General features: G+C 59.4%; 23 protein-coding genes and 1 pseudogene. 14 read left to right on the top strand and 10 right to left on the bottom strand.

The window, feature by feature from the left end; translation table 11 throughout:
• Positions 1–478 precede the first annotated feature (478 nt).
• Positions 479–793 carry an HU family DNA-binding protein gene (locus BM160_RS18795; protein ID WP_092007705.1) on the top strand — a complete coding sequence of 105 codons (315 nt, stop codon included), beginning with the start codon at positions 479–481 and terminating at the stop codon, positions 791–793.
• Positions 794–1,498: 705 nt separating this feature from the next.
• Positions 1,499–1,994: pseudogene (locus BM160_RS18790) on the top strand (IS3 family transposase); the annotation flags it as partial.
• A 124-nt stretch (positions 1,995–2,118) separates the two neighbouring features.
• Here BM160_RS18790 and BM160_RS18785 read toward each other — a convergent pair.
• Together BM160_RS18785 and BM160_RS18780 are read right to left on the bottom strand one after the other, a co-directional pair.
• Entirely contained in the window at positions 2,119–2,760 is a 642-nt protein-coding gene (locus tag BM160_RS18785; RefSeq protein WP_092007704.1) for a GntR family transcriptional regulator, read from the bottom strand.
• A 103-nt stretch (positions 2,761–2,863) separates the two neighbouring features.
• Positions 2,864–3,367, bottom strand: coding sequence for an Lrp/AsnC ligand binding domain-containing protein (locus BM160_RS18780; protein ID WP_092007703.1), 504 nt, complete (start codon positions 3,365–3,367; stop codon positions 2,864–2,866).
• Between the two features lie 78 nt (positions 3,368–3,445).
• On the opposite strand from BM160_RS18780, the gene putA reads away from it, so the two are divergent.
• The 11 genes from putA (at position 3,446) to BM160_RS23175 (ending at position 16,505) form a co-directional block, all read left to right on the top strand.
• Positions 3,446–7,216: a trifunctional transcriptional regulator/proline dehydrogenase/L-glutamate gamma-semialdehyde dehydrogenase gene (gene putA / locus BM160_RS18775; RefSeq protein WP_092007702.1), complete on the top strand. Its 3,771-nt coding sequence runs from the start codon at positions 3,446–3,448 to the stop codon at positions 7,214–7,216.
• Between the two features lie 107 nt (positions 7,217–7,323).
• Positions 7,324–8,166, top strand: coding sequence for a pyrroline-5-carboxylate reductase (proC, locus tag BM160_RS18770; protein ID WP_092007701.1), 843 nt, complete (start codon positions 7,324–7,326; stop codon positions 8,164–8,166).
• 92 nt (positions 8,167–8,258) lie between these two features.
• A complete protein-coding gene (locus BM160_RS23000) occupies positions 8,259–8,390 on the top strand; it encodes a hypothetical protein (RefSeq protein ID WP_255369001.1) in 132 nt (43 codons plus the stop codon).
• A 2-nt stretch (positions 8,391–8,392) separates the two neighbouring features.
• Positions 8,393–9,706, top strand: coding sequence for an NAD(P)/FAD-dependent oxidoreductase (locus BM160_RS18765; RefSeq protein ID WP_143093289.1), 1,314 nt, complete (start codon positions 8,393–8,395; stop codon positions 9,704–9,706).
• A gap of 112 nt (positions 9,707–9,818) precedes the next feature.
• A complete protein-coding gene (locus BM160_RS18760; protein WP_143093288.1) occupies positions 9,819–10,127 on the top strand; it encodes a hypothetical protein in 309 nt (102 codons plus the stop codon).
• Positions 10,128–10,308: 181 nt separating this feature from the next.
• Positions 10,309–11,559: a metal-dependent hydrolase family protein gene (locus tag BM160_RS18755; protein ID WP_177219073.1), complete on the top strand. Its 1,251-nt coding sequence runs from the start codon at positions 10,309–10,311 to the stop codon at positions 11,557–11,559.
• A 33-nt stretch (positions 11,560–11,592) separates the two neighbouring features.
• On the top strand, positions 11,593–12,549 hold the full coding sequence (locus BM160_RS18750; RefSeq protein WP_092007697.1) for a Bug family tripartite tricarboxylate transporter substrate binding protein: 957 nt from the start codon (positions 11,593–11,595) through the stop codon (positions 12,547–12,549).
• A 3-nt stretch (positions 12,550–12,552) separates the two neighbouring features.
• A complete protein-coding gene (locus BM160_RS18745; protein ID WP_092007696.1) occupies positions 12,553–14,184 on the top strand; it encodes an ABC transporter substrate-binding protein in 1,632 nt (543 codons plus the stop codon).
• Between the two features lie 121 nt (positions 14,185–14,305).
• A complete protein-coding gene (locus BM160_RS18740) occupies positions 14,306–15,325 on the top strand; it encodes a porin (RefSeq protein WP_092007695.1) in 1,020 nt (339 codons plus the stop codon).
• A 112-nt stretch (positions 15,326–15,437) separates the two neighbouring features.
• Positions 15,438–16,283: a VOC family protein gene (locus BM160_RS18735; RefSeq protein WP_092007694.1), complete on the top strand. Its 846-nt coding sequence runs from the start codon at positions 15,438–15,440 to the stop codon at positions 16,281–16,283.
• A gap of 27 nt (positions 16,284–16,310) precedes the next feature.
• Positions 16,311–16,505, top strand: coding sequence for a tautomerase family protein (locus BM160_RS23175; protein WP_092007693.1), 195 nt, complete (start codon positions 16,311–16,313; stop codon positions 16,503–16,505).
• A gap of 681 nt (positions 16,506–17,186) precedes the next feature.
• Here the strand turns inward: BM160_RS23175 and BM160_RS18725 are convergent.
• From BM160_RS18725 to BM160_RS18690, 8 genes are all read right to left on the bottom strand, one after another.
• Positions 17,187–17,888 carry a nucleotidyltransferase family protein gene (locus tag BM160_RS18725; RefSeq protein ID WP_092007692.1) on the bottom strand — a complete coding sequence of 234 codons (702 nt, stop codon included), beginning with the start codon at positions 17,886–17,888 and terminating at the stop codon, positions 17,187–17,189.
• A 2-nt stretch (positions 17,889–17,890) separates the two neighbouring features.
• Positions 17,891–18,937 carry an XdhC family protein gene (locus BM160_RS18720; RefSeq protein ID WP_092007691.1) on the bottom strand — a complete coding sequence of 349 codons (1,047 nt, stop codon included), beginning with the start codon at positions 18,935–18,937 and terminating at the stop codon, positions 17,891–17,893.
• 93 nt (positions 18,938–19,030) lie between these two features.
• Positions 19,031–20,272: an ABC transporter substrate-binding protein gene (locus tag BM160_RS18715; RefSeq protein WP_092007690.1), complete on the bottom strand. Its 1,242-nt coding sequence runs from the start codon at positions 20,270–20,272 to the stop codon at positions 19,031–19,033.
• Between the two features lie 13 nt (positions 20,273–20,285).
• Positions 20,286–20,924, bottom strand: a complete 639-nt coding sequence (locus tag BM160_RS18710; protein ID WP_092007689.1) for an N-carbamoylsarcosine amidohydrolase — start codon at positions 20,922–20,924, stop codon at positions 20,286–20,288.
• A gap of 14 nt (positions 20,925–20,938) precedes the next feature.
• Positions 20,939–21,973: a 2,5-dihydroxypyridine 5,6-dioxygenase NicX family protein gene (locus BM160_RS18705; RefSeq protein ID WP_092007688.1), complete on the bottom strand. Its 1,035-nt coding sequence runs from the start codon at positions 21,971–21,973 to the stop codon at positions 20,939–20,941.
• Positions 21,974–22,009: 36 nt separating this feature from the next.
• The gene (locus BM160_RS18700; protein WP_092007687.1) at positions 22,010–22,840 is read right to left on the bottom strand and encodes an alpha/beta fold hydrolase; all 831 of its coding nucleotides are present in this window, start codon (positions 22,838–22,840) and stop codon (positions 22,010–22,012) included.
• A gap of 13 nt (positions 22,841–22,853) precedes the next feature.
• Positions 22,854–23,606 carry a maleate cis-trans isomerase family protein gene (locus BM160_RS18695; RefSeq protein WP_092007686.1) on the bottom strand — a complete coding sequence of 251 codons (753 nt, stop codon included), beginning with the start codon at positions 23,604–23,606 and terminating at the stop codon, positions 22,854–22,856.
• Between the two features lie 27 nt (positions 23,607–23,633).
• The gene (locus BM160_RS18690) at positions 23,634–24,605 is read right to left on the bottom strand and encodes an amidohydrolase family protein (RefSeq protein WP_092007685.1); all 972 of its coding nucleotides are present in this window, start codon (positions 24,603–24,605) and stop codon (positions 23,634–23,636) included.
• 158 nt (positions 24,606–24,763) lie between these two features.
• On the opposite strand from BM160_RS18690, the gene BM160_RS18685 reads away from it, so the two are divergent.
• Positions 24,764–25,252 carry a MarR family winged helix-turn-helix transcriptional regulator gene (locus BM160_RS18685; protein ID WP_255369000.1) on the top strand — a complete coding sequence of 163 codons (489 nt, stop codon included), beginning with the start codon at positions 24,764–24,766 and terminating at the stop codon, positions 25,250–25,252.
• Positions 25,253–25,268: the final 16 nt, after the last annotated feature.

The following is a 25,268-nucleotide window of genomic DNA, read 5'->3' as shown; positions in this document are numbered from 1 at the left end:
TTCGACTCTTCACCTTTCTGAGTCGATGTGGGACGCTCCTGCACGCGCGCTCGCTGCGGGCCCTCGGCACCCGACACGTCAAGGAACGACTCAATGTGTCGGCTTCAATCCAATGTGTCCCATCGATGTCATCGACCGCTTCATTGGCAGCGCCGACATCTTCAACTCAAGCGCTGTTGCCCGAATCCCCATAGCTTCATAGCGCTTCTCGCGCCGCCGAGGTGCATTCCGCGGTTTCCTCCTTAGAGGCTTGTCCAACACCTGCCCTCAGGCCGTTGTCGTGTCTGGCGCTGTCGTGTCGCTCGGGCAGGTATCGGACAACCCTTAACCAAAGCCGCCTTTCGGATCTCCCAAAACAGACACTTCTGCTGGCTTAGTTTGGCAATGCTGTGTGTGCGTCTGCAATTGGTCGATTGAATGCCGTTACATGCGCACAGTAAGATGAGAGGCTTATCAATTCCTTTTTCTACTGTAAAAAATGAACCGCATCGAACTCATCGAAAAACTGATATCCAAGAACGAGCTGACCAAGGCCGCTGCAGGACGAATCCTGGACACCCTCATTGAATCCATTCAGGTTGCGGTCAAAAAGGGAGATTCGGTGACCTTGGTGGGCTTTGGCACCTTCAAGTCCGTCAAGCGGGCAGCCCGCACCGGCAAGAACCCGAGTACCGGTGCTTCACTCAAAATTCCAGCGACCACCGTGCCCAAGTTCACGCCAGGTGCCAAGTTCAAGGCCGCGGTGGACCCAAAAGCTGCTGCTCGCAAAGCTGCGAAGGCTGCTGCCAAGTAAGTGCTCCACGCGCTCTGCACATGCGAGAACGCTTAAGTCGTGAGGGTGTCTGGCCGTCGTGAGCTCCACGGTCGAGGAACTCAACCCTACCTCCACGACATCTGAACCCAGCTAGACCTCTAGGGATTCGGGTTGTTTACCTGAGGTTCACCATCTGAATGGACACGGAAATGTGTTTACGACTTTAACTTGGTCTGTTGTAGATTTGGTACGCCGCAAACCCGCATGGATGTTAGATGGCTGTTTACGACTTTAATTGCTCGGAATAGCTTGTATTCCGCGCAATTAAAGTCGTAAACAGGTTAATAAAGTCGTAAACACGGCTCTAGCATCCATGCGGGTTTGCGGGGCGTTGGATTTTTGAGACGGTTTTTAAAGTCGTAAACACATTCCAACTACGCCCTGCGAACGGCTCCTGTGCAGGGTGGATTCAACTGGTCGATGCCACACTCCTTCCGCCTAGGGCGGGTCATAGTGTGTTGCATCGACCAGTTGAATCCGTCTTGCATTGCCGAAGTGCATCCCGCTCCATTGCAGACTTTCAATCTGAATGTCGGGTTCGGAGAACGTTGACCGCCGGCCCCAGACTGGCTGCGGACATACAACTATTTAAACGGCCAACTCCAAACCAGACATTGACTTCGGCATCTTGATCGCCGGAAACATGGCGATGAATTCACGGGGACCAGAGCCTGCAACCGGCCAGAGGTGCCTACATCCATGAAACTCCACAACGATTCACCGCCCGATCCTCAGCGAACGGACTTGGAGCGGCAAGTCGAATCGCTTCGACGTGACATCCGGCAATTGCAGCTTGAACACGATCTTTTGAAGAAGGCGAACGAACTGTTAAAAAAAGCCTGGGCGTCGACCTGCCACTCCTGAGTAACCGGGAGAAGACGTTGCTGGTTGACGCCCTGAGACAAATGTATGCGCTGCCGGAGCTCCTGGCCGAACTTGACCTGGCGCGCAGCTCCTACTTCTATCATCGAGCACACCAGATAATTCAGCCTGCGAGGGCTTCTTCGGGCGGCTCAAAACGGAGCTGTTCTATCCTCGGAACTGGCAGGCTACAACCATTGAGCAATTCATCGAGGTCGTTGACGCGTACATCCATTGGTACAACGAAAAGCGCATCAAGATCTCCCTTGGCTCACTCAGTCCTCTCGAATACCGAGCAAGCCTCGGACTTACGGCATAAACCAGTCCAAGATTTTGTCCGCACCCCCAAGTGATCACTTTCGGTCGGCGACAACACCCTGCTATTGCGATAATTTTTTCTTATAGAAACCAGTTTGGTTTTCAAACTACCGGGATCATTTCTCTTAACTTTGCAGGGCCACCTGTGTATGCTCGATGTGCTTTTCCAGCAGATCCACAGCGAGCGTGATGTCCTTGGCGATGCACGCCTTGAGGATAAGATTGTGTTCGGCCTGCGGCGTCTTGCGTCCCACTTTGTATGACTGCATCGCACGTAGATGGCGGCCAATTCCCCGTACACTTTCTTCGATCATTTTCAGCAACTTGGCTCGACCGCAGGGACGGTACAACGTCATGTGAAACTTGAGATTCAGATCTGCCCACTCCTGGGGTGACTCGCTTCCGTCATATCGAGCCAAGATATTCTTTGCAGCCAAGTGGTCTGAAGGTTGCATGAGCGGGATTGCCAGCCTAAGTGCTCGGGTTTCGAGTCCGATCCTGATATCAAGCGCTTCAATGAGATCCTGCACCGATTGGGACGCGACGATGGAGCCCTGGTGGGGGCGGTGCTCGATCAGCCCTTCGGCCTGGAGTCGCTTGAGCGCTTCCCTGACGGGAATGCGGCTGACACCGAAGCGCTCGGCCAGGGCCTGCTGCTTGAGTTGCACGCCGATGCCAAGCTCCCCGTTGAGAATCAGATCCCGCAAGGCGTCGGTGATCGAATCTGCGGAGAGAATGGGTTCGCCGGCGGGTGCTAGGCTGCTCATGGATGGGCCTTTGGGTCGTTGGCGTGCATGTGGATATTTTATGGGAATCCAAAGTCGGATCCGCTTTGTGAAACGGGCGTTGCGGCTCGGGTTCGTCGACGGCTCATACGCCTGGCAAGGCCAGGTGCGTTGAGTTCTTGACCTCTTCCATGACGGCGTAGGTGCGTGTTTCGCGCACCCCTGGCAACTGCCACAGGACGGTGCCCGCGAAGTGGCGGTAATCGTTCATGTCCGCACTGCGTGTCTTGATCAGGTAATCGAATCCGCCGGCCACCATGTGGCACTCCATGATCTCTGGGCGTACCTGAACCGCTGCCTTGAACTGCTCAAAGACATTGGGCGTCGTCCTGTCGAGTAAGACTTCGACGAAAACCAGCATGCCTGCGCCTAGCTTGACGGGATTCAAGCGCGCTTCATAGCCCAGGATGAAGCCGTCCCGCGACAGGCGCTGCACGCGCGCGAGAACGGCGGTAGGCGACAGCCCGATGGTATCGGCCAGCTTCAGGTTGGTGATGCGGCCATCTGCCTGCAGCGCCGACAGGATGCGCAAGTCCAGCCTGTCTAGGTCCAGGGATGCGGTCGATTCATCTAGTGATTTGTTCTGCATGTTGATTGAATTTAGAACAAAAATTCGGAAAAGTATCCGGCATTATGCGAGATATCTCCAGCCAATGCAGAAATTTCCATGAACATGCGCACGCAGAACCATACCGTCACGTCTTTCCGCGGCCTTGCCGGCGGTTTGCCAGAGTCTTCCGAACTTCGCAGCCGCATTACGCGCGCCTACCGGCGGCCAGAGCCAGAGGCCGTGTCGGACCTGCTGGCGCAGACGCCCATGGACGCGGACGCCGGCCAGCGCGTGCAGGCGCTTGCGCTGCAGATCGCCCAGCGCCTGCGCGATCGCAAGAACTCCACCGGTCGGGCGGGCCTCGTGCAAGGCCTGCTGCAGGAATATGCGTTGTCCTCGCAAGAGGGAGTGGCGCTGATGTGTCTGGCGGAGGCACTGCTTCGCATTCCAGACGCTGCGACGCGCGATGCGCTGATCCGTGACAAGATCGCGCGCGGCCAGTGGCAGGCGCATGCGGGCCGCAGTCCCTCGCTGTTTGTCAACGCTGCCACCTGGGGCTTGCTGCTGACCGGCAAGCTGGTATCCACCCACAGCGAAACTTCACTGGCGACGCTGCTCACGCGCCTGATCGCCAAGGGCGGCGAACCCATGATCCGCAAAGGCGTGGACCTGGCCATGCGCATGATGGGTGAGCAGTTCGTCACCGGCGAAACCATTGAGGCCGCACTGGACAATGCCCGCGACATGGAGGCCCAGGGCTTTGGCTATTCCTACGACATGCTGGGCGAAGCGGCCATGACGGCCGAAGATGCGGACCGCTACCGCCAGTCCTATGAGCAGGCCATCCATGCCATCGGTAAAGCGTCCCAGGGGCGCGGCGTCTACGCGGGCCCGGGAATCTCGATCAAGCTGTCGGCCTTGCACCCGCGCTACAGCCGCGCGCAGCACAGCCGCGTCATGGACGAGCTGTACCCGGTGGTGCGCAGCCTGGTGATGCTGGCCCAGCGCTACGACATCGGGCTGAACATCGACGCGGAAGAAGCGGACAGGTTGGAGCTGTCCCTGGATCTGCTGGAAAAGCTGTGTTTCGAGCCGGCGCTGGCCGGCTGGAATGGCATCGGTTTCGTGATCCAGGCATATCAGAAGCGATGCCCTTACGTGATCGACCATGTCATCGACCTGGCCCAGCGCAGCCGCCACCGCCTGATGGTGCGGCTGGTCAAAGGCGCTTACTGGGATAGCGAGATCAAGCGCGCTCAGGTCGATGGCCAGGACGGCTGTCCGGTCTATACGCGCAAGGTCTATACCGACTTGTCTTACCTGGCCTGCGCCCGCAAGCTGCTCGCGGCGCCGGCGCAGATCTATCCACAGTTCGCCACCCACAACGCCCACACCATGGCGGCGATCTACATCCTCGCCGACCCTGCCTCTTACCAGAGCGGACAGTACGAATTCCAGTGCCTGCACGGCATGGGCGAGCCGCTGTATGAGCAGGTTGTCGGCCGCACCGAGGCGGGCAAGCTCGGGCGCCCCTGCCGTATTTATGCGCCTGTCGGCACACACGAAACGCTGCTCGCCTACCTGGTACGGCGCCTGTTGGAAAACGGCGCCAATACCTCCTTCGTCAACCGCATTGCCGACCCCAATATTTCCATCGCCTCGCTGGTGGAGGACCCGGTAGCCGCCGTAGCGCGCATGGCCCAGCAAGAGGGCCAGCTGGGCCTGCCCCATCCGGTGATTGCCCAGCCGGCGGCGCTTTATGGCTCAGCCCGGCGCAATTCGCAAGGCCTGGATCTGTCGAACGAACACCAACTGCGCGAACTGGAGGCTAGCCTGGTGCAAGGCGCGGATTTCCACTGGACGGCCGAGTCGCTGCTGGCACAACCGCCCGTAGCCGCGACGGCGGACTGGCAACTGGTGCGCAATCCGGCCCATCACCAGGATGTGGTGGGTGAAGTACGGGCAGCCGATGAAGCCGAGATCGAAGCCGCATTGCGCTCGGCCGCGGCGTTCGCGCCGGTCTGGGCCGACACCTCTGCAGAGGAACGCGCGAGTGCCCTGGAGCGCTCAGCCGATTTGCTGCAAGCGCGTCTGCCCCAGTTGCTGGGCTTGCTGGCCCGTGAAGCCGGCAAGACCTATGCCAACGGCGTGGCCGAAGTGCGCGAGGCCATCGACTTTTTGCGCTTTTATGCCAGCCACGCGCGCGCCGACTTTGATAGCCGCACACACCTGCCGCTAGGGCCGGTGGCCTGCATCAGCCCGTGGAATTTTCCGCTGGCGATTTTCATCGGCCAGATTGGCGCCGCCCTAGCCGCGGGCAACACCGTGCTGGCCAAGCCAGCAGAACAGACGCCCCTGGTCGCGGCCGAAGCGGTGCGCCTGCTGCACCAAGGCGGCGTGCCCGCGGCCGCGCTGCAACTGCTGCCCGGGCGCGGCGCCACCGTGGGCGCACGCCTGGTCGCCGATGCCCGCGTGCAGGCCGTGATGTTCACCGGCTCGACGGAAGTGGCACGCCTGCTGCAACGTACGCTGGCGCAGCGGCTGGGCGCGAACGGCGCTCCGGTGCCGCTGATTGCCGAGACGGGTGGCCAGAACGCGATGGTGGTGGACTCGTCGGCGCTGGTGGAGCAGGTGGTGACCGACGTGCTGGCTTCGGCTTTTGACAGCGCGGGCCAGCGCTGCTCGGCACTGCGCGTGTTGTGCGTGCAGGAGGATGTGGCGGACCGCCTGCTGCACATGCTGCGCGGTGCCATGGCGGAGTTGACCATGGGCAACCCGGCGTGGCTGTGCACGGACGTGGGCCCGGTGATCGACGCCGCTGCGCGCGACCGGATCGAGGCGCACGTAGCCGCGATGCAGGGGCGTGGCCGGCGCGTTCAGCGCCTGGGCCGCTGCGCGCACGACGTGCCCGACAACGGCACCTACGTCGTACCCACGCTGATCGAGCTGAACAGCATCAGTGAATTGCAGCGGGAAGTCTTCGGACCAGTGCTGCACGTGGTGCGCTACGCACGCCAGGATCTTGCCGCCCTGATGGCGCAGATCAACGCCACCGGCTACGGCCTGACCATGGGCTTGCACACCCGCATCGACGAGACCATAGACCAGGTGGTCGCAAGTGCCCGCGTGGGCAATGTCTACGTCAACCGCAACATGGTGGGGGCAGTGGTCGGAGTCCAGCCTTTCGGCGGCGAAGGCCTGTCGGGCACGGGGCCGAAGGCGGGCGGGCCGTTGTACATGTACCGCCTGCTTGCGCGCAGCCCCCATGATGTGCTCGCGCGTGCGGCTGAAAGTGGCCTGCCAGGATCGGTGGAGGAGGAGGGGGCAGTGCCCGTGGCGAGCGCCTTGGACTCGCTCGTGTCGTGGATGATCCTGCACCGGGACCGTCGGACTGCAGCCCAGTGCCAGCGCTTGGCCCGGATGGCCGGGGAGCGCCGCGCGCGGCTGCTGGTCGGCCCCACCGGGGAGCGCAACGTCTATTCGCTGCATCCCCGTGAGGCCGCCCTGTGCCTGGCGGAATCGGAAGATTCGCTGCTTTTCCAACTGGCAGGCGCACTGGCCGTGGGCTGCCGCGTGATCTGGTTGTCGTGTCCCGAGAGGCAGGCACTGCGCGCCAGCCTGCCCTTGGATGTCCAGGAGGCGATTGCGCTGGCGACCAATTGGCTGGCGCCCGGCGTCGAGTTCGATATAGCCCTGCACCAGGGCAGCCGCGCCGACCTTCTGGCCACTGCGGCCCTGCTGGCCCAACGCGAAGGGCCTATCGTGAACCTGCGCTGCTTTGCCATAGATGGCGAAGAAGCGCCGCTCGAGGCTTTGGTGATAGAGCGCGCTGTCAGCACGAATACTGCGGCAGCCGGTGGTAACGCGAGTCTGATGACAATTGCCTGAGGGGTCTTGGTGAATTATTCATTAACTTTGTCAAACTTCGAACAATCATTCGGTTGGACTCGCCCCAAAATGCAGTCTATTGACACCAGTCCCAAGGAAATAATGCCATGAGTTCTCCATTGACAGCGAAGTCTCACCCCCGCCTGGCCTTCATCGGTGGCGGGCAAATGGCATCGGCCATGATTGCCGGTTTGGTTCGGGCCGGGCAGGATAGTTCCTCCATCTTGGTTGTCGAGCCCATGTTGGCGCAACGCGAGCATCTGGAACAGACGCTTCAAGTCACCACCGCAGCCTGTGCCGACGAGCGTCTGTCAGCCGCCGACGTGGTGGTCTGGGCCGTCAAGCCGCAGGTTCTGCACCAGGCACTGGATACGGTGCAGGCACATCTGGGGGCGGCATTGCATGTCAGCATCGCCGCCGGATTACCCTTGAAAACGCTGAGCCAGTGGCTGCAAAGCCAGCGGGTGGTGCGTGCCATGCCGAACACGGCGGCGCTGGTGGGCGCTGGCGTCACGGGCATGGCGGCGGCCGAGGGCGTGTCCGAGGCGGACCGCCGATTAGCGGCGGCGGTGCTAGCTGCCACCGGCCATTGCTTCTGGGTTGACAGCGATGAACGCATCGATGCGGTCACCGCCGTGAGCGGCAGCGGCCCGGCCTATGTGTTTCACTTTCTGGAAGCTTTCCAGGCCGCAGCAGAGGCCGTCGGTTTCGATCCCGAAATGGCGCGTGAACTGGTTCTCAGGACAGCGGTCGGGGCGATCGAACAGGCCAAACGGGGCGAGCCTTTTAGCACGCTGCGTTCGCGCGTGACATCCAGGCACGGCACGACGGAAGCCGCCTTGAATCTGCTCAATGCGCAGGGGACACCGCAGGCGGTCCACGATGCCGTGCTCGCGGCCTATGACCGTGCTGGCGCACTGGCGCTAGAGCTTTCGGCGCCGATCGCATAGCCCCAGAAGTCTGGGACAGAAAAATCTTTGGTTTAAATTGGATCCATAATTGGACATTATTTTGCTGGCATAAGCCTCGCACCAACCGCCACATGACAAAACCTATTCCATTCGGGATGGACCGCTTGCGCGTCCAGGCCATACCCGCAGCGCTGCTGCACCGCCGGGCCGCCGCCGCCGCCCCTTCCTACTCTGGCATTGCCTACCCTTTCGTGCGAGGCTGACCGTGACACTACATCTTGCGGGTGAAAATCCCCAATTCCCGGAAACTGTCTGGCGTCTGTCGTCGCCGCCGCTGGTGCCTTGCCTGTCGCTGCAAGGCCGCGTCGAAGCCGATGTGGCCATCATCGGCGGTGGCTTCACTGGCCAGATGGCGGCCATCACCTTGCGCGAAGCTGGGCGCAGCGTGGTGCTGGTGGATGCGGCCGAGCCTGGCTGGGGCGCCTCGGGGCGCAACAATGGACAGGTGATTCCGGGCTTCAAGTGGAACCCTGACGAGATCATCGCCCGCTATGGCCCGGATGCCGAGTCGCTCGTCGCCTGGGGCGGCGGCGCACCCGGCCTGGTTTTCGAGACCATTTCCCGCTATGGGATGGATTGCAGTGCTGTGCAAAAAGGCTGGATCCAGCCTGCGTATACGGACATCGGCGCCCAGCAGATTGCGCGGCGTTGCGCGCAGTGGGATCGCCGCGGCGCTGCAGTGGAAATGCTCGATGCGGCCCAACTGCCGCAGATGCTTGGCACGCCGATTTTTCAGGCGGGTTGGATCGACCACCGCGGCGGCAGCATCAATCCACTGGCCTATGCACGGGGACTGGCAAAAGTGGCGACTGGATTGGGCGCCCGCGTGCATGCCCACACCACAGCCTTATCCCTGCACAAGGACGGAGCCCAATGGACCGTGGAATGCACGGGCGGGGCGCGCATCGCGGCCAGGCAGGTGATTGTGGCCACGGCTGCCTATGCCAATGATATGGTCCCCGGCCTGGCCAAGTCCATGGTCCCGGTGCGCACTGCCCAGGTGGCGACGGCCCCGCTGAACGCGCAGATGCTCAAGACCATCTTGCCCCAGCGCCAGTGCGCATCTGATACGCGCCGTCTGCTCACCTCGTTCCGGATCTCGCCAGACAATCGCCTGGTCATGGGCGGCTCGGGTGCAACCGCCACGCTGGACCATTCGTCCATTGTTCCGCGGCTTCACGCCGCCGCCGCTGAGATGTGGGGCCATCTGGGTTCACTGCAATGGGAGTATGCGTGGAGCGGTTTCTTTGCCGTCACCAACGACCACATGCCGCACATCCACGAGACCGCCGACGGCGTGATCTGCGCGCTGGGCTGCAATGGTCGCGGTATCGGTCTCTCCACAGCAATGGGCAAGCTTCTGGCTGAGCGACTGATGGGCGCAGATGTGCGTGCCATGCCGCTCAAACCCATTCCCATGGAGCCCTTTGCCTTTCACGCTTTTCGGGCGCTGGGTGTGGCCGTGGCGACCCGCTACCACGGCCTGCGCGATCGGATCGACAAATCACGGTCGAGTTGAGGAGGACGGTGCCTGCTGTCTCTTTCATCGGCATTTCCCCAGGGACAGCGGCCGTCATAAAGTGCTTTTCCCTGTGCTTTTGTAGATGACAAAGTTGAAGAGGTTCTTTGTAGTGGAAGATACTGAAATTTCTATGAAATACGAAATAAGTAACTTATTTCTTGCCAATAAAATCACAGCCAATACTTTTGCAAGCCATCCCGTGAATGCCCTCAAGATCTCTCACCGGCCGTCTCTGGCAGGCATTGCCGACGTAAAGCTGCGTCAGGTAATAGTTTTTATGCGGGGCGCGGCACTGGCCTTGGTCGTTCGGGTGGAAAAGGTCACTGGGATGGCGGCAGCTGTGAAAGGCACAAGAAATCAAGCCCCTTGGTTGTTGATTTGTGCATTTTATGGGATCCAATTTGGGATTTTTAAATAAATACGCATTTCTTTGCAGGAAATGGCGCGTGAAATCCTTTGAATCCTTGGGCGCTGGGTTTTAACTTGGAATGGATAAATTTGATCCTGCAGCAAACCGTGCATGGGGTGGATGGGATTGCAGAACAGCCAGACATAGCGTGGATTGGCTGAAGAAACTTTCAATGACAAAAGGAGAAAATATGAGCACTAGATATCTGATCTCTGGCGGGCGGCTGCTGAACCCCCATCAAGATAGCTTGGGTCCGGTGGTGGACATTCTGGTGGTGGATGGTTTGATTCAGGAAGTTTCCGAATCGACCATCGAATGCCCGGATGCCGAAAAAATCGACGCCACAGGCTTGACGGTTATGCCAGGCCTGATTGATGCGCACGTTCATATTTTCATGAACGAGATGAACATCGCGGCGCTGGCCGGTGTGCCGCAAACTTATGCAGCAGCCAAATCCACCAAGGTGATCCGGGAAATGCTCCACCGCGGATTCACGACAGTGCGCGATGTGGCGGGCGGCGATTACGGCATGCGTGATGCGGAGCAAGCCGGCTATATCGAATCGCCGCGTTTGTTCGTGGGTGGAAAAGCTATCAGCCAAACCGGCGGGCACGGTGATTTTCGCGGCCGGGCCGAATCGGATTTTGGCTGCGCCTGCTGTACCGGTCTTGCGCTGTTCAGCACTTTGGCCGATGGCGTGCCCGAAGTCATCAAGGCCACGCGCGAGCAACTGCGCCTGGGTGCGGACCACATCAAGATCATGTTGAGCGGCGGTGTTGCCTCGCCGAATGATCCACTGGACAGCATCCAGTACCGGAATGACGAAATACTGGCTTGCGTGGAAGAGGCGGAGCGCTGGGGTTCGTATGTGTGTGCGCACGCCTATTCCGACGTGGCGATCCGCCGCGCGGTACTCAACGGCATTCGAACCATTGAGCACGGGAATTTTGTGAGCGAAGAAACCGCGGCCATGATGGCTGAGCGCGGAACCTTTGTGGTACCTACACCGATTGTTCATGAGGCCAACCACCGGCTCGGTGCTGCCTCTGGAAAGTCGCCGTCCAGCATGGAGAAAAACGAGCGCGTGCGTGTGGCTGGTCTGAATGCGTTGAAAGTTTACAAAGCCGCAGGTGTGCAGATTGGATTTGGTACCGACCTGTCCATGCACACGCAGAGTTTCCAAACAGAGGCATTGCGTTTGACCGCAAGTGTCTTGACCAACGCGGATGTAATTCGCTCGGCCACCGTGGTGAACGCCAAAATCCTGCGCCAAGAAAAAAAGCTCGGAGAGATTGTTCCAGGCGCGCATGCCGATCTCTTGATCGTGGACGGCGATCCATATTCAGATATTTCAGTGTTAGTGGATTCTGATTCAAAGATCATCGCCGGGATGAAGGCGGGCGCATTTTTCAAGCGCTTGCCCAGTCTGAATGTTCAGTAAGTCGACTTATTTAAAACCACACAGGAGACATCAATGATCAAAGCAGTTTTGGCAGCGCTGGCACTTGCCATCAGCGGACATGCCGTAGCGCAAAGCTATCCCACCAAGCCCATACGGGTGATTGTTCCGTTTGCGCCAGGAAGCGCCACGGATTTGCTGGGACGCGTGGTGGCCCAAGGTTTGTCGGAAAAATTGGGGCAGCCCGTGATTGTTGAGCCCAAGCCAGGTGCTGGAACCTCGCTCGGGGCGCAGGCGGTGGAAAAAAGCCCGGCCGACGGCTATACCATTTTGCTGGGAACGAACGCGACTTTTTCGCTCAACAGCATCCTCTACCAGAAGCTACCCTATGACCCCAATTCTTTCAGCTATATCGCGGCCACAGGAGCGATGCCTAGCTATCTGTTGGTGTCTTCGACTTCGAAGTACAAGACTTTCGCAGATTTCGTCAAGGCGGCCAAAGAAAAACCCGGCTCTGTGACCTACGCGTCGTCGGGCGTGGGCTCGACGGGCGACATGGCCGGCAAGCTGCTGGCGCATGCAGCGGGCGTGGAGTTGCTGCACGTGCCATTCAAGGATGGCCCTATGGCATTGACGGCCACCATGAGCGGCGATGTCGAAGGTATTTTCTATACCTCGATTGCTTCCATGGGTCTGATCAATTCCGGGAAAATCCGTCCGCTGGCTGTCACCACCGAAAAGCGCACGGTGGAGTTACCGCGTGTGCCGACGATTGCCGAATCGGGTTATCCGAATTTCAACCTGTCTGGCTGGACGGTATTGGCAGTGTCCAACAAAACGCCGCAAGCCATTGTCCAAAAGCTCACCGACGCAATGAAGAGCCTCTATGCCAATCCTTCCTACCAGAAAAAAATTGAAGCCCTGGGACTGGTGCCGCAGAAGATGACGGGCAAGGAGTTGGAAGACTTCATTGCCAAGGAACGTGCCAGCATGCAGGAAGTGGCAAAGTCCGCCAATATCAAGCCTGAGTGAGCCATGAAAAATAATAAGAACATGGAGACAAGTGCAGGGGGGATGGGGCGGCGGGGAATGTTGCTTTCCATGGCTTCGTTTGCCGCCCTCTGGGGTCACGGGGCCAGTGCGCAGTCGGTCGATGTGCAGCACCTGCAAATCGCGTCGGCAACGGAGCCCAGCGCGTTCGATCCGCATTTCCAATACTTCGGTCCCAACCGGCAGGCCCATATGCCGGTGTTCGAGCCGCTGGCAATGTATGGCCCTCAGCTGGATCTCCAGCCTGCGCTGGCAAAAGCCTGGCGCGCGACGGCAGAAAATGTCTGGGAAATCGAGTTGCGACCCCAGGTGCTGTTTCACGATGGCACGCCATTTACTGCGCAGGATGTGATCTTCTCGCTGGAAAGGGCCACGGCCATGCCGAACAGCCCGTCTTCGATGGGGGTCTACAGCCAGTCAATAGCGACCATCACGGCGGTGGACGATCTCACGCTGCGCGTGGAGACCAAAGGCCCATCGCCGCTGCTGATCTACGATCTGGCCAATATCCCCATTCTGTCCAAGCGCGTGTCGGGCATGGCAACGACCGAAAGTTTCAATGCTGGCGTTGGCGTGGTGGGAACCGGTCCTTTCCGCTTCGTGGCCTGGACCAAGGGTAAAAGCATTCGCTATGAAGCGTTTGACCGTCACTGGGCTGGCCGCTCTTCCTGGCGCAGCGTCGAAGTTGTTTTGAAAGCGGATGGTAAAGACCGGGTCAACGCTTTGCTCACGGGGAATGCGCAGCTTATCGACCAGGTTCCACCTTCGAGCATCGCGGGATTGCGTGCGGCGCCAGGCGTTTCCTTGTCGGAGACTGCCAGCAATTTCCTGCTTTTTCTGCACATGGACCAGGCTCGGCCGGTGACCCCTTACATCACGGACAAGCAAGGCGGAACCATCGGAAACCCATTGCGGGATGTGCGTGTGCGCAAAGCCATGTCTATGGCCATCGATCGTGCATCCATCGTGAAAAGCATATTGCAAGACTCGGCAACAGCTGCGGCGCAATTGCTGCCTGCGTCCTTTGAAGGAACTTTGCCAGACTTGCAAGCCACGCCTTATGACCCGGCAGGGGCCTTGGAGTTGCTGAAAGCGGCCGGCTATCCGGACGGTTTCCGCCTGGTGATGCACGGGACCAAGGGGCGCTACGTCAACGATGAAGCAGTGCTCCAGGCGATTGCATCGGGTCTGAAGAAGGTAGGTATTGATGCGGTGCCGGTCTCCCTGTCTTCCAACGAGTTCTTTGCGCGCGCTTCAAGCGGCAGCAATGGCGAGCCGGAGTTCAGTGTCATCCAGGTGGGCTGGGCTTCGGTCGAACCTTCCGGCGCATTGAAGGGGCTGTTGGCGACGTCGGACAAGAAGTCGGGTTTTGGCTCATCGAACCGTGGCCGCTACAGCAACCAGGCGGTGGATGCGCTGCTGCAAAAAGCGATTCGCACCGTGAATGCCGGCGCCCGTGCGCGGTTGCTGCAGCAGGCGACGCAGACCGCGATAGTTGACGATCAAGGGATTATTCCTTTGTATTACCCCAATAACACTTGGGCGACCAAAGCCAAAGTGAAGTTTGTTCCACGGGTCGATAGCAGCACATTTCCCATGGACGCTTCGTTGGTCTGAATGTCATTCAATTTCGTATCAAAATTTTTCTATTCTATGGATCCATTTTTGGATTCCTAACTGAAATTGAACTATTTTTTGTTTCTTTTGTTGTTCGTAAATAAGCTCTGAGGATATAAAGATGAAACGCTCTGTACTTTGCCTGGCTGTTTTGTGTGCTTTGGTGGGTGAGGCATCAGCCCAGTCGAATGTCAATTTGTTCGGTATCGTTGATGCGGGTGTCCGCTATGTCAAGAATGGCACCAATTCAATGGTGCAGGTGGCCTCTGGGGGTCTTGCAGCTAGTCGCTTCGGCATCAAAGGTTCTGAAGATTTAGGGGGGGGATTGGCGGCAAGCTTCTGGCTTGAAAACCAGTTCAACTCCGATACAGGCGAGGTGAGCGGAAAGTTCTGGGGGCGTCGCTCCACGGTCAGCTTGACGGGCGGCTTTGGTGAAGTCCGCTTGGGTCGTGATTTCACACCCGCGTACCGCGTGGCGACGCTGCTGGCGGATCCATTTGGAAACTCCGGCATGCCTGCCATCGACTCCATTTTCTCGACGGCTAAGATCAATGGCGCGGCCTATAGCACCCACTATCGTCTCGACAATTCAGCCACCTATTTTCTGCCGAACAACCTAGGTGGTGTCTATGGACAAGTGTCGTGGGCCGCTCCTGAAGGCGTGGATGGTAGTGGCCACGCTGGTGGCCTAGTGGGTTACAAGTCTGGCCCGCTCGATGTGGGCGGGGCTTACGGTCAGACCAAGGTGGCACAGGGTTCGGTAAAAACCTCTGCACTGGCGGGCAACTATGACTTTGGCGTGTTCAAGCTCTATGCGGGCTGGTCTCAGCTGAAGTACACGAGCGCATCCGAAAACCGCTACAACGTCGGCGGCCTGATTCCGATGGGCCAAGGGACGCTGAAAGTGAACTTTGCCCATTCGATCGGCAAGGGGGGTGAGTATGAAGTCGATGGCCTGACTAATAAGGCCAACAAGCTGGCGGTTGGTTATGCGTATGACCTTTCCAAGCGTACCTCGTTGTATACCAACGTGGCGTATATCAAGAATAAGGGTGGAGCAACCTTTGTCGTAGGGCCTGGCCCACAGATGGATGGCACGGTATCCAAAGGGATGGATTTTGGTATCAAGCATGCCTTCTAAAGTCCTCATTTGATTTTCTAGAAGATTTTAGGATTCTTGTACCAATGCCGTGATTCAAGGATTTGGGGCAAGAATTTAATATTTCATTTTTTTAAACGATTGAGTATTTGACATGACGGCAAAAGTTGGAAGAGTTGATCATCCGGTGGTGGCAGTAAATAACCTGGAACCTACCCGTGAGCAATACAAGAAATTGGGGTTTATCGTCCCGCCCCTTGGTCGCCACCGTGAATGGGGGACGGCAAACGTGTGCATCATGTTTTCCGACGACTACTTGGAAATTCGCGGCGTAGGCGATCCCACCAAATTCTTGGCGGGTTTGGATAAGTTTCTGGTGCATGGTGAGGGCCTGTGTGGCGTTGCGTTCAACTCCAAGAATGCAGACGAAAGCTATGCCGAGGCTATTGCCACGGGTGTCGGGATCGAGCCACCCAAGCATCTGAACCGCAAACTGGCCTTGGAAGACAAGACACTGGACTTGCATTTCAAGACGGTGATGCTGGCCCACGATCTTTATCCAGGTCTGACCCATGCCAATCTTTGCGAACACCTGACGCCGAACGAGTTGCGCCAGCCAGGTTGGCTCGACCACCCGAATGGCGTGATTTCCTTTGGCCGGCTCGTGGGGGTGGTGCGTGATTTCGACGCGGCACAGGCCGCCTACACGCGTCTGCTGGGCGGGGAAAACGTCAAGCGCGAAGAAAATCGCATTTTTCTGGACTTTGGTGAAGGCGCCGATGTGGAGCTCATTTCGCCAGAGGAAGTCGAGCGTCGGGGCGATGCGCAGCCTGCACGCGGCGACGCTTACATGGCCGCGGCCACGCTCCTCGTCAAAGACATCCAGATCACCGAAAAGACGTTTCAGGACAACGCCATCCGTTTTCGCAAGGTCGATGGCCAGCTGGCCGTCAATCCCGAAGATGCCTGCGGCGCGCACCTGTATTTCCAGCAGGCCTGATTTCCAACCACTACGAGTTATTACCCCATGCCCGTCATCAAAATCGAACTCTCTTCTGGCCGCAGCCAAGAACAAAAGCAAAAGGTGGCCGATGATGTCACCCAGTCCCTGATCAAACACTGCGCTTGCACACCCGAATCTGTGCATGTAGTGTTTGTGGATGTCCAGCCATCCGATTGGGCCATAGGGGGTAAGTTTTTGGGCCAACCCCGAAAACCGTAAAGAGTTGGCCCAGCTTGTTTGAACAACAAACCCCGATTTATAAGTGGAGTCTAGGCGGTCTGGGAAAGATGCAGGGTTAAGCAACCGAATCCCTGGATGTCTAGCTGGGTTCAGGCGTCGTTGGGTGTTCTGTGCTGGCACTAACTGAGCGACGACATCCGGCGGCTCAAGACCTCGGGGGTGGAGTCCGACTCAGTTCAGGTCGTCAGCGTATTGCACTTGCCCATACTGAATCCGCTTACGCTCGACGTACTTTATTCATTGCGATCAGCGCAACTAAAGTCGTAAAGACGGCTCTAGCATCCATGCTGATTAGCGGGAAGGTGAATTTTTCACGGGCTTTTTAAAGTCGTAAACACACCTGTAAATGAGTGATGCAGGGCAGTCGTTAAGTCGCGATTGCGGCCGGTGGCCCCGACTCCTCTAACGACAGAGCCCGAGACCCGTACTGGATATGGACTTCGACAGATGCTTGCAAGCAATTTGAGCGCATTACTTCTCGTGTTGAATATGAAATGACGACACGTGCGGCGGTTGGCAGATCGTTCAGGTAGTCGAATCAACTGTGATAGCCGAGCGGGCGAACCAGCCTTCAAAGGCAGCCAGCGTTTGCTGAGATAGCTCTTGGGTAAATAGGCGGGTAAGCCGCTGTTTGGGTCTGGAGCACGCAGCGAAATGGATTCATCCCCACGGCGCAGGCCAGTCTACCCGTTGTGGATGGAGCAAAGTCTGCAGCGCAACCAGGTCGTCCGGGGTGTCCAGGTCGGTGATGTAAGAACGCTGCTTGGTGACCAGGGGCTTGACAAGGTCGGAATGGCTGGCCAGCCAGTCGCGAATGCCCATCAATGGCGGTGTGGCGGCCACCTGCTCAACGGCAGACCAAGACAATAACAGCGGGTGCCCGCGCACCCCGTCAACCATAGGCATCTGTGCCTGGATGTTGGCTGGGCGAGACCGCCAGGTGTCCAGTAGTAATCGGACTTCTTCCACGGTGAGCAAGGGTAGGTCGGCCAGCATCACCAACAAGTCATGGCCGTCACTCCGGTCCACATGGCTCCGTATTGCGAGGCGTTGCGATTCGACCAGCAAGGTGTCGGGCCGGTCATGTATCAGGGCCTGAGCGTCGCAGCGCTTCACCAAAGGCAAAAGGGTATTTTGGTAGGGGCCAATCACGACATTGATGTCTTGGATTCCTGCATCGCGTAGCGTTCTGACCAACCGTTCCAGCAGGCTTGTGCCGTCGATTTGCAGCGCAGCCTTGGGACGACCGCCAAGTCGGCGGCCAAGGCCTGCTGCCAGGATGGTGGCCGCCGTTGGCGCCGACGATGCCGGGGAACTTGCTTCGCCGGGCCGACTGCGGATGGCATCGTCTTCCTGGCCCATACCTAGAAAGCGCAGCTGGAAGCCGTCAAGGCCTGATGGTCGCTGGAGGCGTGCAGTGACTTGCCTGCCGCAACGGCCGTGGGTGAAGGCCTGCAGATACCGTTCTTCGCCGCCACCACCTCGGCCATGATAGACAAGGCGATCTCGGCGGGTGTCTTGCTGCCGATGTACAGGCCTGCCGGTCCGTGCAGAGCCTGCAATGTTGCTTCCGGCAGGTCGAAATGTGTGTGCAGTCGCTCGCGGCGATGCGCGCTGTTACGGCGTGAACCGATTGCGCCGACATAGAAGGCCTCGGACTGCAGCGCATCAATCAGGGCCAAGTCGTCCAGTTTTGGGTCGTGCGTCAGGGCCACGACAGCGGTTCGCGCGTCGGGCCGCAGCCGCAGGATCAGGTCGTCGGGCATCTCATGGCTGAGCACCACGCCGTCCATCTGCCAATTGGCGCGGTGTTCCTCGCGCGGGTCGCAGACGATGACCTCGAAACCCAGGCTTAGCGCCATCTGGCACATGAAGCGCGAAAGGTCTCCAGCACCGATCATGATGAGGCGTGCCTGGGGCCCTAGGTAGGTGGTGAGGTGGCGGTCGTCCAGCCGGGGCACACCGTCGCGCTGGCCTTCGTGCAGAGCCACCCGGCCCGTGCGCAGGTCCAGTGTCCGCTCGGTGCTACGCCGCTGTTGACAGGCCAGTAGCAATTCGTCCAGCCGGCTGTGACTTGATACTGGCTCCAGCACCAGTTCTACCGTACCGCCACAGGGCAGACCGAAGCGGTGCGCCTCATCGGCCGAGATGCCATAACGCAGTACGGCGGGCGTGAGCGTAGCGCAGGCCGCCTGCACGCCGCCTTCCCGGATGCGCTGGATCAGGTCATCCTCAATGCAGCCGCCCGACACTGAGCCGACCGTCTCGCCCCTGCCATTGATGGCCATGAGCGAGCCGGGCGGCCGGGGCGAGGAACCCCAGGTTCGCGCAACGGTGACGAGCACCACGGGCAGGCCTGAGGCCTGCCAGCCCAGCGCAGTGCGCAGGACCAGAGTGTCGAGATCTTCCATGGTGCCGGTGTCCTTCTGGGTTCAGTCCAAGTTTAACGGCAGCTGACGCAGCAGCTTGCCGACGTGCTCATGTGCTTACGCTCGCCAGGCCGCTCATCGCGCCAATCCACCGCGTGCATCGATCAGGGTGAGATCGACAGACTCCCAACCGCGACGCGCGCCTGGCAGGTACTTGACTGAATAGCCGCCCAAGTCGTATTCGCCAAAGTTGCGCAGCGCCGAAAGGACTTTTGCGCGTGTGGGTTGATCGCCGGCGCGCCGCAGGGCTTCCGCCGCTATCTTCGCTCCCAGGTAGCCCTCTAGAGAGGCGAAGGACAAGGGGACGTCCGGCGAAAAGGTTTTCATTGCCGCTTGGTACTCGGTGACCACGGCTTGATAGGGGATAAATGGGTAAGGTGTTGCTTGGCTCAGGACGATGCCGCGCGCCTTCTGCAAGCCTACCGCTTTGACAAGTTCCCCATGCAGCAGGACCGACAAGCCATAAATCGGGATATGCGCTCCCGTGTCGTTACGCACTGCGTTGATAAAGTCGAATGCTGGCTTGCCGGATGCGATGAGCAAAATCGCCTTGGGATCAACGGCTCGGACTTGAGTTACAGCCGCTTGCACAGAGGCTGCATTGGCAGCGTCCACGACAGGGCGCGCCAGCACCTTGATGCCGCGCTGCTCCGCTCGTTGGGCAGCCAGGTCAGCGACCGAAGGGGCGAATGAACTCGTCATATTGACGATGCTGATGCGGTCCTTGTCCCAGCGTTTGAGCTCCTTGAGCAATGCCTCGATCTCGTCTGCGTAGCCGCTTCTCAGCGGGAAGACATTTTCCGCGCTCACGACGCGACGATCGCCCTGAAGTGGCGCGATAAGGGCGATGCTGTCGCGGGCGAAAGTCTGCTGGTCCGCCAATGCTTGAAGGCCTGGTGTGTTCAGGTAGCCGAGCAGGCCCAGCACGGATGGATCGGCAACCAGGGTGCCGGTCAGCTCTGCCATTCTGGAGGCCTGAAGGCCGTCGTCGAGCAATTTCAACTTCAGTTGTCGTCCTCTGATTCCGCCCTTGGCATTGACTTGCCCGAAATAAGCGTGGATGCCGGTGATGAGTGCCTCGGCATTTGCCTTGGAGGCTGGATTGGTGACCGAGGCGATCTGACCAAAAACGGCATCGGTAGCGTCCCCAGCGTTGCAAGGCGGGGCAATCGCACAGCTTAATAGCGCGGCCAGACAGCAGACTCGAACCTGGGCCGATGCCGTGGGCGCCGTTTCAGCTGTTTCGCTTGCTTCACCCCCGGTGTGAGCCGGGGAGCGAAGCAGCGCGAGGAGGCTCTTCAAGTTGAGTTTGAGCATTCCGAAGCTTGGTTCAGGCGACGCGCGATTCCGTTGGCTGACATCTTGTCAGCGCCTCGTCACGCGTCATCACGGCGGCGTACTTCTGCCCCATGTCGAAGATGCTGGCATCGTGCGGTGCGATGGCCCGATCGCCCACACAGTCGCTGAGGACGACCGGTCGGAAACCCCAGGACATTGCATCCACCACGCTGGCACGCACACAACCGCTTGTCACCGCACCCGCCACCACCAAGGTTTGCACCCCCCGCTGGGTCAGCCATTGTGCGAGTGGTGTGCCGAAGAAGGCGGAGGGCACCGTCTTGCGCACCACCAGTTCACCAGCGGCCGGCGCCAGTTCGGGCACGATGGCGCTGCGGTGTTCCTGCTCCTTCAGCGTCAACATGGCAGGTACCTTCAGAGAGAAGATGTTGTGGTCGGCTCCGTCGTCCGCATAGACGATACGGCTGTGGGCAATGGCCCAGCCGCGTTCGCGTGCGGCCTGCAACAGCGGTACCGTATTGGAGATGGCCGCGGGAATATTGCCGCCGCCAAAAATTGCAGGATCGGCAAAGCCATTGACGAAATCGACGATCAGCAGGCCGTAGGGCGCTTGCAGCGGAAGCTCAGCGCCAAAGCCCTGTTTCGCGTAGGTGGGGAGGTCGACGTGCATATTTGAAGCGCCTTTCATTGGTCCAAAACCTTACCTTCGCGCACGACGTCTTCGCCGTCGAGGCGAACCGTGCACTTGCGCAGGGGAATATCGATGTGGCAAGTGGTGGTGCGGCTACCACCGGCCTCGTTGTTAGGCCCAAGCGAGAACAGGAAGTTGCCTTCGAAGGCGCGAGCGTCCATGCCAATCGTGGCCTCGCGGTCATACAGCCCCAGCGTGGACCAGCGCGCGCGTGATTGCAGACCCCAGCCAATGTGGGAGATGGCAAAAGACTCCGGATCGTTGAAAGCGGCCATGTAGTCGTTCAGCAACTCGGCATCAATGCCGCCTTCTATCTTGGTGGCGTAGCCGTTCTCCACGGTCAGGACAATGCGCTCACTGCAATACCGCTTTTGCGGAAGCAGGATGTCACCCTTGTCGATCACGATGGAGCCATTGCTTCCGCCCTCATCGGGGAAGGTCAGGGCAAAACCACTCGGCCAGTGGTCCCATCGGCCAGGTTCATCCACGAATCCATACTCGCTGATCACGGGGAATTCACCCAGCTTGCAGCGCAGGTCTGTACCCGCGGCAGAGGTGATGTGCATTTCCCTGGATTTGTCGATGCGGGCGGCAGCCGTTTTCACACGGGTCCGGTCCGCCTCGGTGGGCACCAGGCGTACCAGTACTTCGGGCGGCTCTACGGCCAGCAGGATCTTGGTGCCGGTCGACAGAATGGCGTGCTGCTCGGGGGAGAACAACAGCGTCATCAAATCGAGCACCAGGTCGCTGGCGGTTAGCGCAGCGATGGCGGCCGGGTTGCCCGTGAGAGGCGTGGTGCCGAGATAGGCGAGACTGTCGCGGCTATGGGCTTTCTCGCCATTGACGGGCGGCAAGTCCAGCCGGTTGACAATCGCGCCCATCTCCTGAGTGGCGATCAAGGCGCATTCCAGGGTCTGTGGATGCGTCGCGGCCCCGGTCAGAATGGTCACGGTCTGGCCGGGTTCTAGCTTGGAGAGGGTCAAGACCTGCTTCCAGGCGGTGACCAATTGGTAGTTGCTGACGGGCATGTGTACTCCTTGGAGTGGGAGAGAGTAAAGGGGCGTTCAGGCCGCGTTGGCCGGCGTCAGGGCGTGCCCAAGGAAGTTGCCGAAAGCCGCATAAAAGCCTTCTTCATCGTCCCAGGGAATCATGTGGCCGGCGTTCGGCACGTGGGCGAGCTGAAGCCCGGGCAACAGCTGCTCAAGTTCCTTTTGGTCCTCGGCTTGAATCACGCCGCCGCGACCCGCCACCATCAGCAGCGTAGGTACCTTGACATGCGGTACATCGGCATGGATGTCGTCCTGGTGGAAGCCGTCAAATGTCGTGACGATGGCGCGTTCGTCGCAAGTCTGAAGCCATTCGGCGCGCAAGCGAAGCTGCTCTTCTGTCCAGGTCGGGCAAAACTGGCGCATCTGCTCTATCGTGATGCCGCCTTGTGCGAGGCGGATCGAATCGATGTACCAAGGCAGTTGCGAAGGGTAACGACGGCGACCCGGACCGGAGACCGGTGGGTCGATGAGGACAAGCTTATCCAGCCCTTGCGGATGCTTGTGGGCCAAGCGGATGCCTATGCGTGCGCCCATGGAGTGCCCGACGAGCTGGTAGGAGCCCAAGCCGAGGGCTTCGGTAAATGCCGCCACATCGGCCGCGCAGGCGTCGAGGCCGTAGTTCAGCGAAGCGGAGGCTTCCGAAAGACCGCGCCCACGCACGTCAAGCACGTAGGTGTCAAAGTGCCGGCCAAAGCGTTCGGCGACAAAGCCCCAGGTCACGGCCGGGCTGGTGATGCCCGGCACGATGACCACCGTCGGCCCCTGGCCACCATAACGCAAGTAGTGCTGACGAATGCCGTTGGCGCGCACGTTGGCGCCATAGAGGAAGTGGGAGGTATTAGGCATTGGGGCGCTGTTCTCAGTAAGCGCCGGAGAGCAGGGCACCTGCGCCGGGGACGATAGGCTCGAGCTTGAGCGCCTTTAGCATCGCGTAAGTGGTGGCGACGGCGGCGGTGATGACCGGCTTGCCCGTCATCGCCTCGACCTGGGCGATCACCGGGAGCGAGGGCATCTGCACGCAGGCGGACAGCACGATGACGTCAACGTCGTCGGTCTTGAGTTTTTGCACGATGGCCGGCAGGCGTGAGGGATCGTGGCGACCCACTTCGAGGTTGTCGGGAATTTGCAGCGCGGTCCAGTCCGAGACCTCGAAGCCTTCGTTCCGGATGTAGTCCACGACGAGTTCGGTTAGGGGCAGCATGTAGGGCGCCACCAGGGCGACACGCTTGGCCCCGAGAACTTTCAGGCCGTCGATCAGCGCGCCGGCGCTGGTGATGACAGGCGCCTTGCCATCGTTCTTTTCCGTATGCGCCGTCAGTCGCTCTTGCGAGCGGCGGTGATAGCCATGGCCCATGGCCATGATGGCCACTAGGCAGGCATAGCCCAAAACATCGACGCGTGCATCGCTGAGCTCGAGGGCGCAGCGGTCGGATTCACCGTCCATGGCGGCCAGCTCGTCCTTTTGCACGGTCTTCATGCGCATGCGGCTGGAATGGAAGGTAAAACGCTCGGGCCGGATCTGCTCGCGCAGACGTAGCATGGCCGGGATCTCCGTTTCCATGGTGGTGTTCGAGCTGGGCACGATCTGACCAATGCGGTAGTTGCGATTCATTTGAGTTACTCCTTGGGGGTGTCGGTTTTAGTTGGAGGTGAGCTTGAAAATCCGCTCTGCATTGCCGTGGCAGACCAATGCGCGCGTGGCGTCGTCGAGGTCGGACTTTTCGATAAAGTCGGCCGCGATCGCCGTGGATTCGTAGGGATAGTCAACAGAGAACATCACCGCTTCGGCGCCCATCTCGGCGATGGCGCCCTTCAGTGCGGCTTCGGAGCAAACGCCTGAGGTGGTGATGAGGATGTTGCTGCCGATGTATTCCGACGGCTTGCGCTGGAGCTTCACGCCGAACGGGTAGGCGGAAAAGCGGCTGTCGAAGCGCCAGCGCTGGAAGGGCAGGCCTTCGCCCATGTGGCCGATGATCAGCTTTAGCTTGGGGAAGCGATCGAAGACGCCGGAGAAAAGGAGTCGCAGGGCGTGAGAGCCGGTTTCGACTCCCCAGCCCCATGCCGCGCCCTGGATCACGGGAAAGCCCGCGAGTGTCTGCGGCACTTGCGGGAAGTCGATCGGGTGCAGATACAGTGGTACGTCGAGTGCCTCCAGGCGCTCCCAGACAACATCGTAGGCAGGGTCATCGTAGTAACGGCCTTGGCTATGACCGTTGACCAATGCGCCCTTGAACCCCAGCTGGACTACCGCGCGTTCCAGCTCCTTGGCGGCTTGTTGAGGGTCCTGCATGGGCAAGGCGGCAAAGCCTGCAAAACGGGTCGGATGTTTGGCAATGCGGGACGCCAGATAGTCGTTGTTCTCCGTTGCACCCCGGATGGCTGTTGCTGTGTCCGCCTCACCCTGGACGCCCGGTCCGGTCTGGGAAAGGATGGTCAGTGCAATGCCGGCCTTGTCCATTTCTTCCAAGCGCAGCGTGTCGATGTCCGTCAAGCGCCGCCCCAGATCGGCGGCGGTGGCCGGATCGATGAACTGCAGAAACGCTTTTGAATAGCGTTCAAAGCCGGGTGCCATGAAGTGTTCTTCAAAGGCAATTTTTTTGATTCTGTTCATGAAGGCTCCTGGAAATTACGAAGATGTTATGTATGAACTACGCATGTTTTTTTCTGTGAATTTGATAGTTCATTGATATTTATCAAGAGAAAATAGGTCGACCTAGAATTTTGTTACAGATACAATCGTCAGCGTACTAACATATTGGAGGGCTTGCGGTGATTTCCAAACCTGAACGGGATATCGATCCAGCCAAGGAGGCGCTTTTCGCGCGACCGGGCTTTTTGATCCGCCGACTCCACCAGATCCACGTCGCCATGTTTATGGAGGAGTTCAAGTCGACGAACATCACACCGGTGCAGTACGGTTTGATGAGTGCCGTGGCGGCGCTGCCTGGTCTGGACCAGACGGCGCTGGGGCAGGAGGTGGGACTTGATCGCACCACCACCGCCGATGTCGTCAAGCGGCTCGAGGAGCGTGGGCTGCTGGAGCGCCGACCCAATCCCTCTGACCGCCGTACGCGTCATGTGCAGCTGACAGCCCAGGGTCAAGCCCGTGTTGCCGAATTGCATGGCGATATGACGCGCGCCCAGGAGCGTCTGCTCGAACCGTTGCGACCGGCGGAGAAAGCCATCCTCCTGGACCTCTTGCGCCGCCTCGTCGAAGCCAACAACCAGTACAGCCGCACCATCCTGCGCGGCATCTGATGGGCTGGGCAGGCTA

Source organism: Polaromonas sp. OV174, assembly GCF_900112285.1.
Taxonomy (GTDB): Bacteria; Pseudomonadota; Gammaproteobacteria; order Burkholderiales; family Burkholderiaceae_C; genus Polaromonas.
This window is presented reverse-complemented; position numbering and strand designations above follow the sequence as displayed.

Bases quoted from the DNA above. Each gene is read 5' to 3' on its own strand.
- BM160_RS18795 (WP_092007705.1), top strand. From the start codon at position 479: ATGAACCGCATCGAACTCATCGAAAAACTGATATCCAAGAACGAGCTG.
- BM160_RS18785 (WP_092007704.1), bottom strand. From the start codon at position 2,760: ATGAGCAGCCTAGCACCCGCCGGCGAACCCATTCTCTCCGCAGATTCG.
- BM160_RS18780 (WP_092007703.1), bottom strand. From the start codon at position 3,367: ATGCAGAACAAATCACTAGATGAATCGACCGCATCCCTGGACCTAGAC.
- putA (WP_092007702.1), top strand. From the start codon at position 3,446: ATGAACATGCGCACGCAGAACCATACCGTCACGTCTTTCCGCGGCCTT.
- proC (WP_092007701.1), top strand. From the start codon at position 7,324: ATGAGTTCTCCATTGACAGCGAAGTCTCACCCCCGCCTGGCCTTCATC.
- BM160_RS23000 (WP_255369001.1), top strand. From the start codon at position 8,259: ATGACAAAACCTATTCCATTCGGGATGGACCGCTTGCGCGTCCAGGCC.
- BM160_RS18755 (WP_177219073.1), top strand. From the start codon at position 10,309: ATGAGCACTAGATATCTGATCTCTGGCGGGCGGCTGCTGAACCCCCAT.
- BM160_RS18750 (WP_092007697.1), top strand. From the start codon at position 11,593: ATGATCAAAGCAGTTTTGGCAGCGCTGGCACTTGCCATCAGCGGACAT.
- BM160_RS18745 (WP_092007696.1), top strand. From the start codon at position 12,553: ATGAAAAATAATAAGAACATGGAGACAAGTGCAGGGGGGATGGGGCGG.
- BM160_RS18740 (WP_092007695.1), top strand. From the start codon at position 14,306: ATGAAACGCTCTGTACTTTGCCTGGCTGTTTTGTGTGCTTTGGTGGGT.
- BM160_RS18735 (WP_092007694.1), top strand. From the start codon at position 15,438: ATGACGGCAAAAGTTGGAAGAGTTGATCATCCGGTGGTGGCAGTAAAT.
- BM160_RS23175 (WP_092007693.1), top strand. From the start codon at position 16,311: ATGCCCGTCATCAAAATCGAACTCTCTTCTGGCCGCAGCCAAGAACAA.
- BM160_RS18725 (WP_092007692.1), bottom strand. From the start codon at position 17,888: ATGGGCCAGGAAGACGATGCCATCCGCAGTCGGCCCGGCGAAGCAAGT.
- BM160_RS18720 (WP_092007691.1), bottom strand. From the start codon at position 18,937: ATGGAAGATCTCGACACTCTGGTCCTGCGCACTGCGCTGGGCTGGCAG.
- BM160_RS18715 (WP_092007690.1), bottom strand. From the start codon at position 20,272: ATGCTCAAACTCAACTTGAAGAGCCTCCTCGCGCTGCTTCGCTCCCCG.
- BM160_RS18710 (WP_092007689.1), bottom strand. From the start codon at position 20,924: ATGCACGTCGACCTCCCCACCTACGCGAAACAGGGCTTTGGCGCTGAG.
- BM160_RS18705 (WP_092007688.1), bottom strand. From the start codon at position 21,973: ATGCCCGTCAGCAACTACCAATTGGTCACCGCCTGGAAGCAGGTCTTG.
- BM160_RS18700 (WP_092007687.1), bottom strand. From the start codon at position 22,840: ATGCCTAATACCTCCCACTTCCTCTATGGCGCCAACGTGCGCGCCAAC.
- BM160_RS18695 (WP_092007686.1), bottom strand. From the start codon at position 23,606: ATGAATCGCAACTACCGCATTGGTCAGATCGTGCCCAGCTCGAACACC.
- BM160_RS18690 (WP_092007685.1), bottom strand. From the start codon at position 24,605: ATGAACAGAATCAAAAAAATTGCCTTTGAAGAACACTTCATGGCACCC.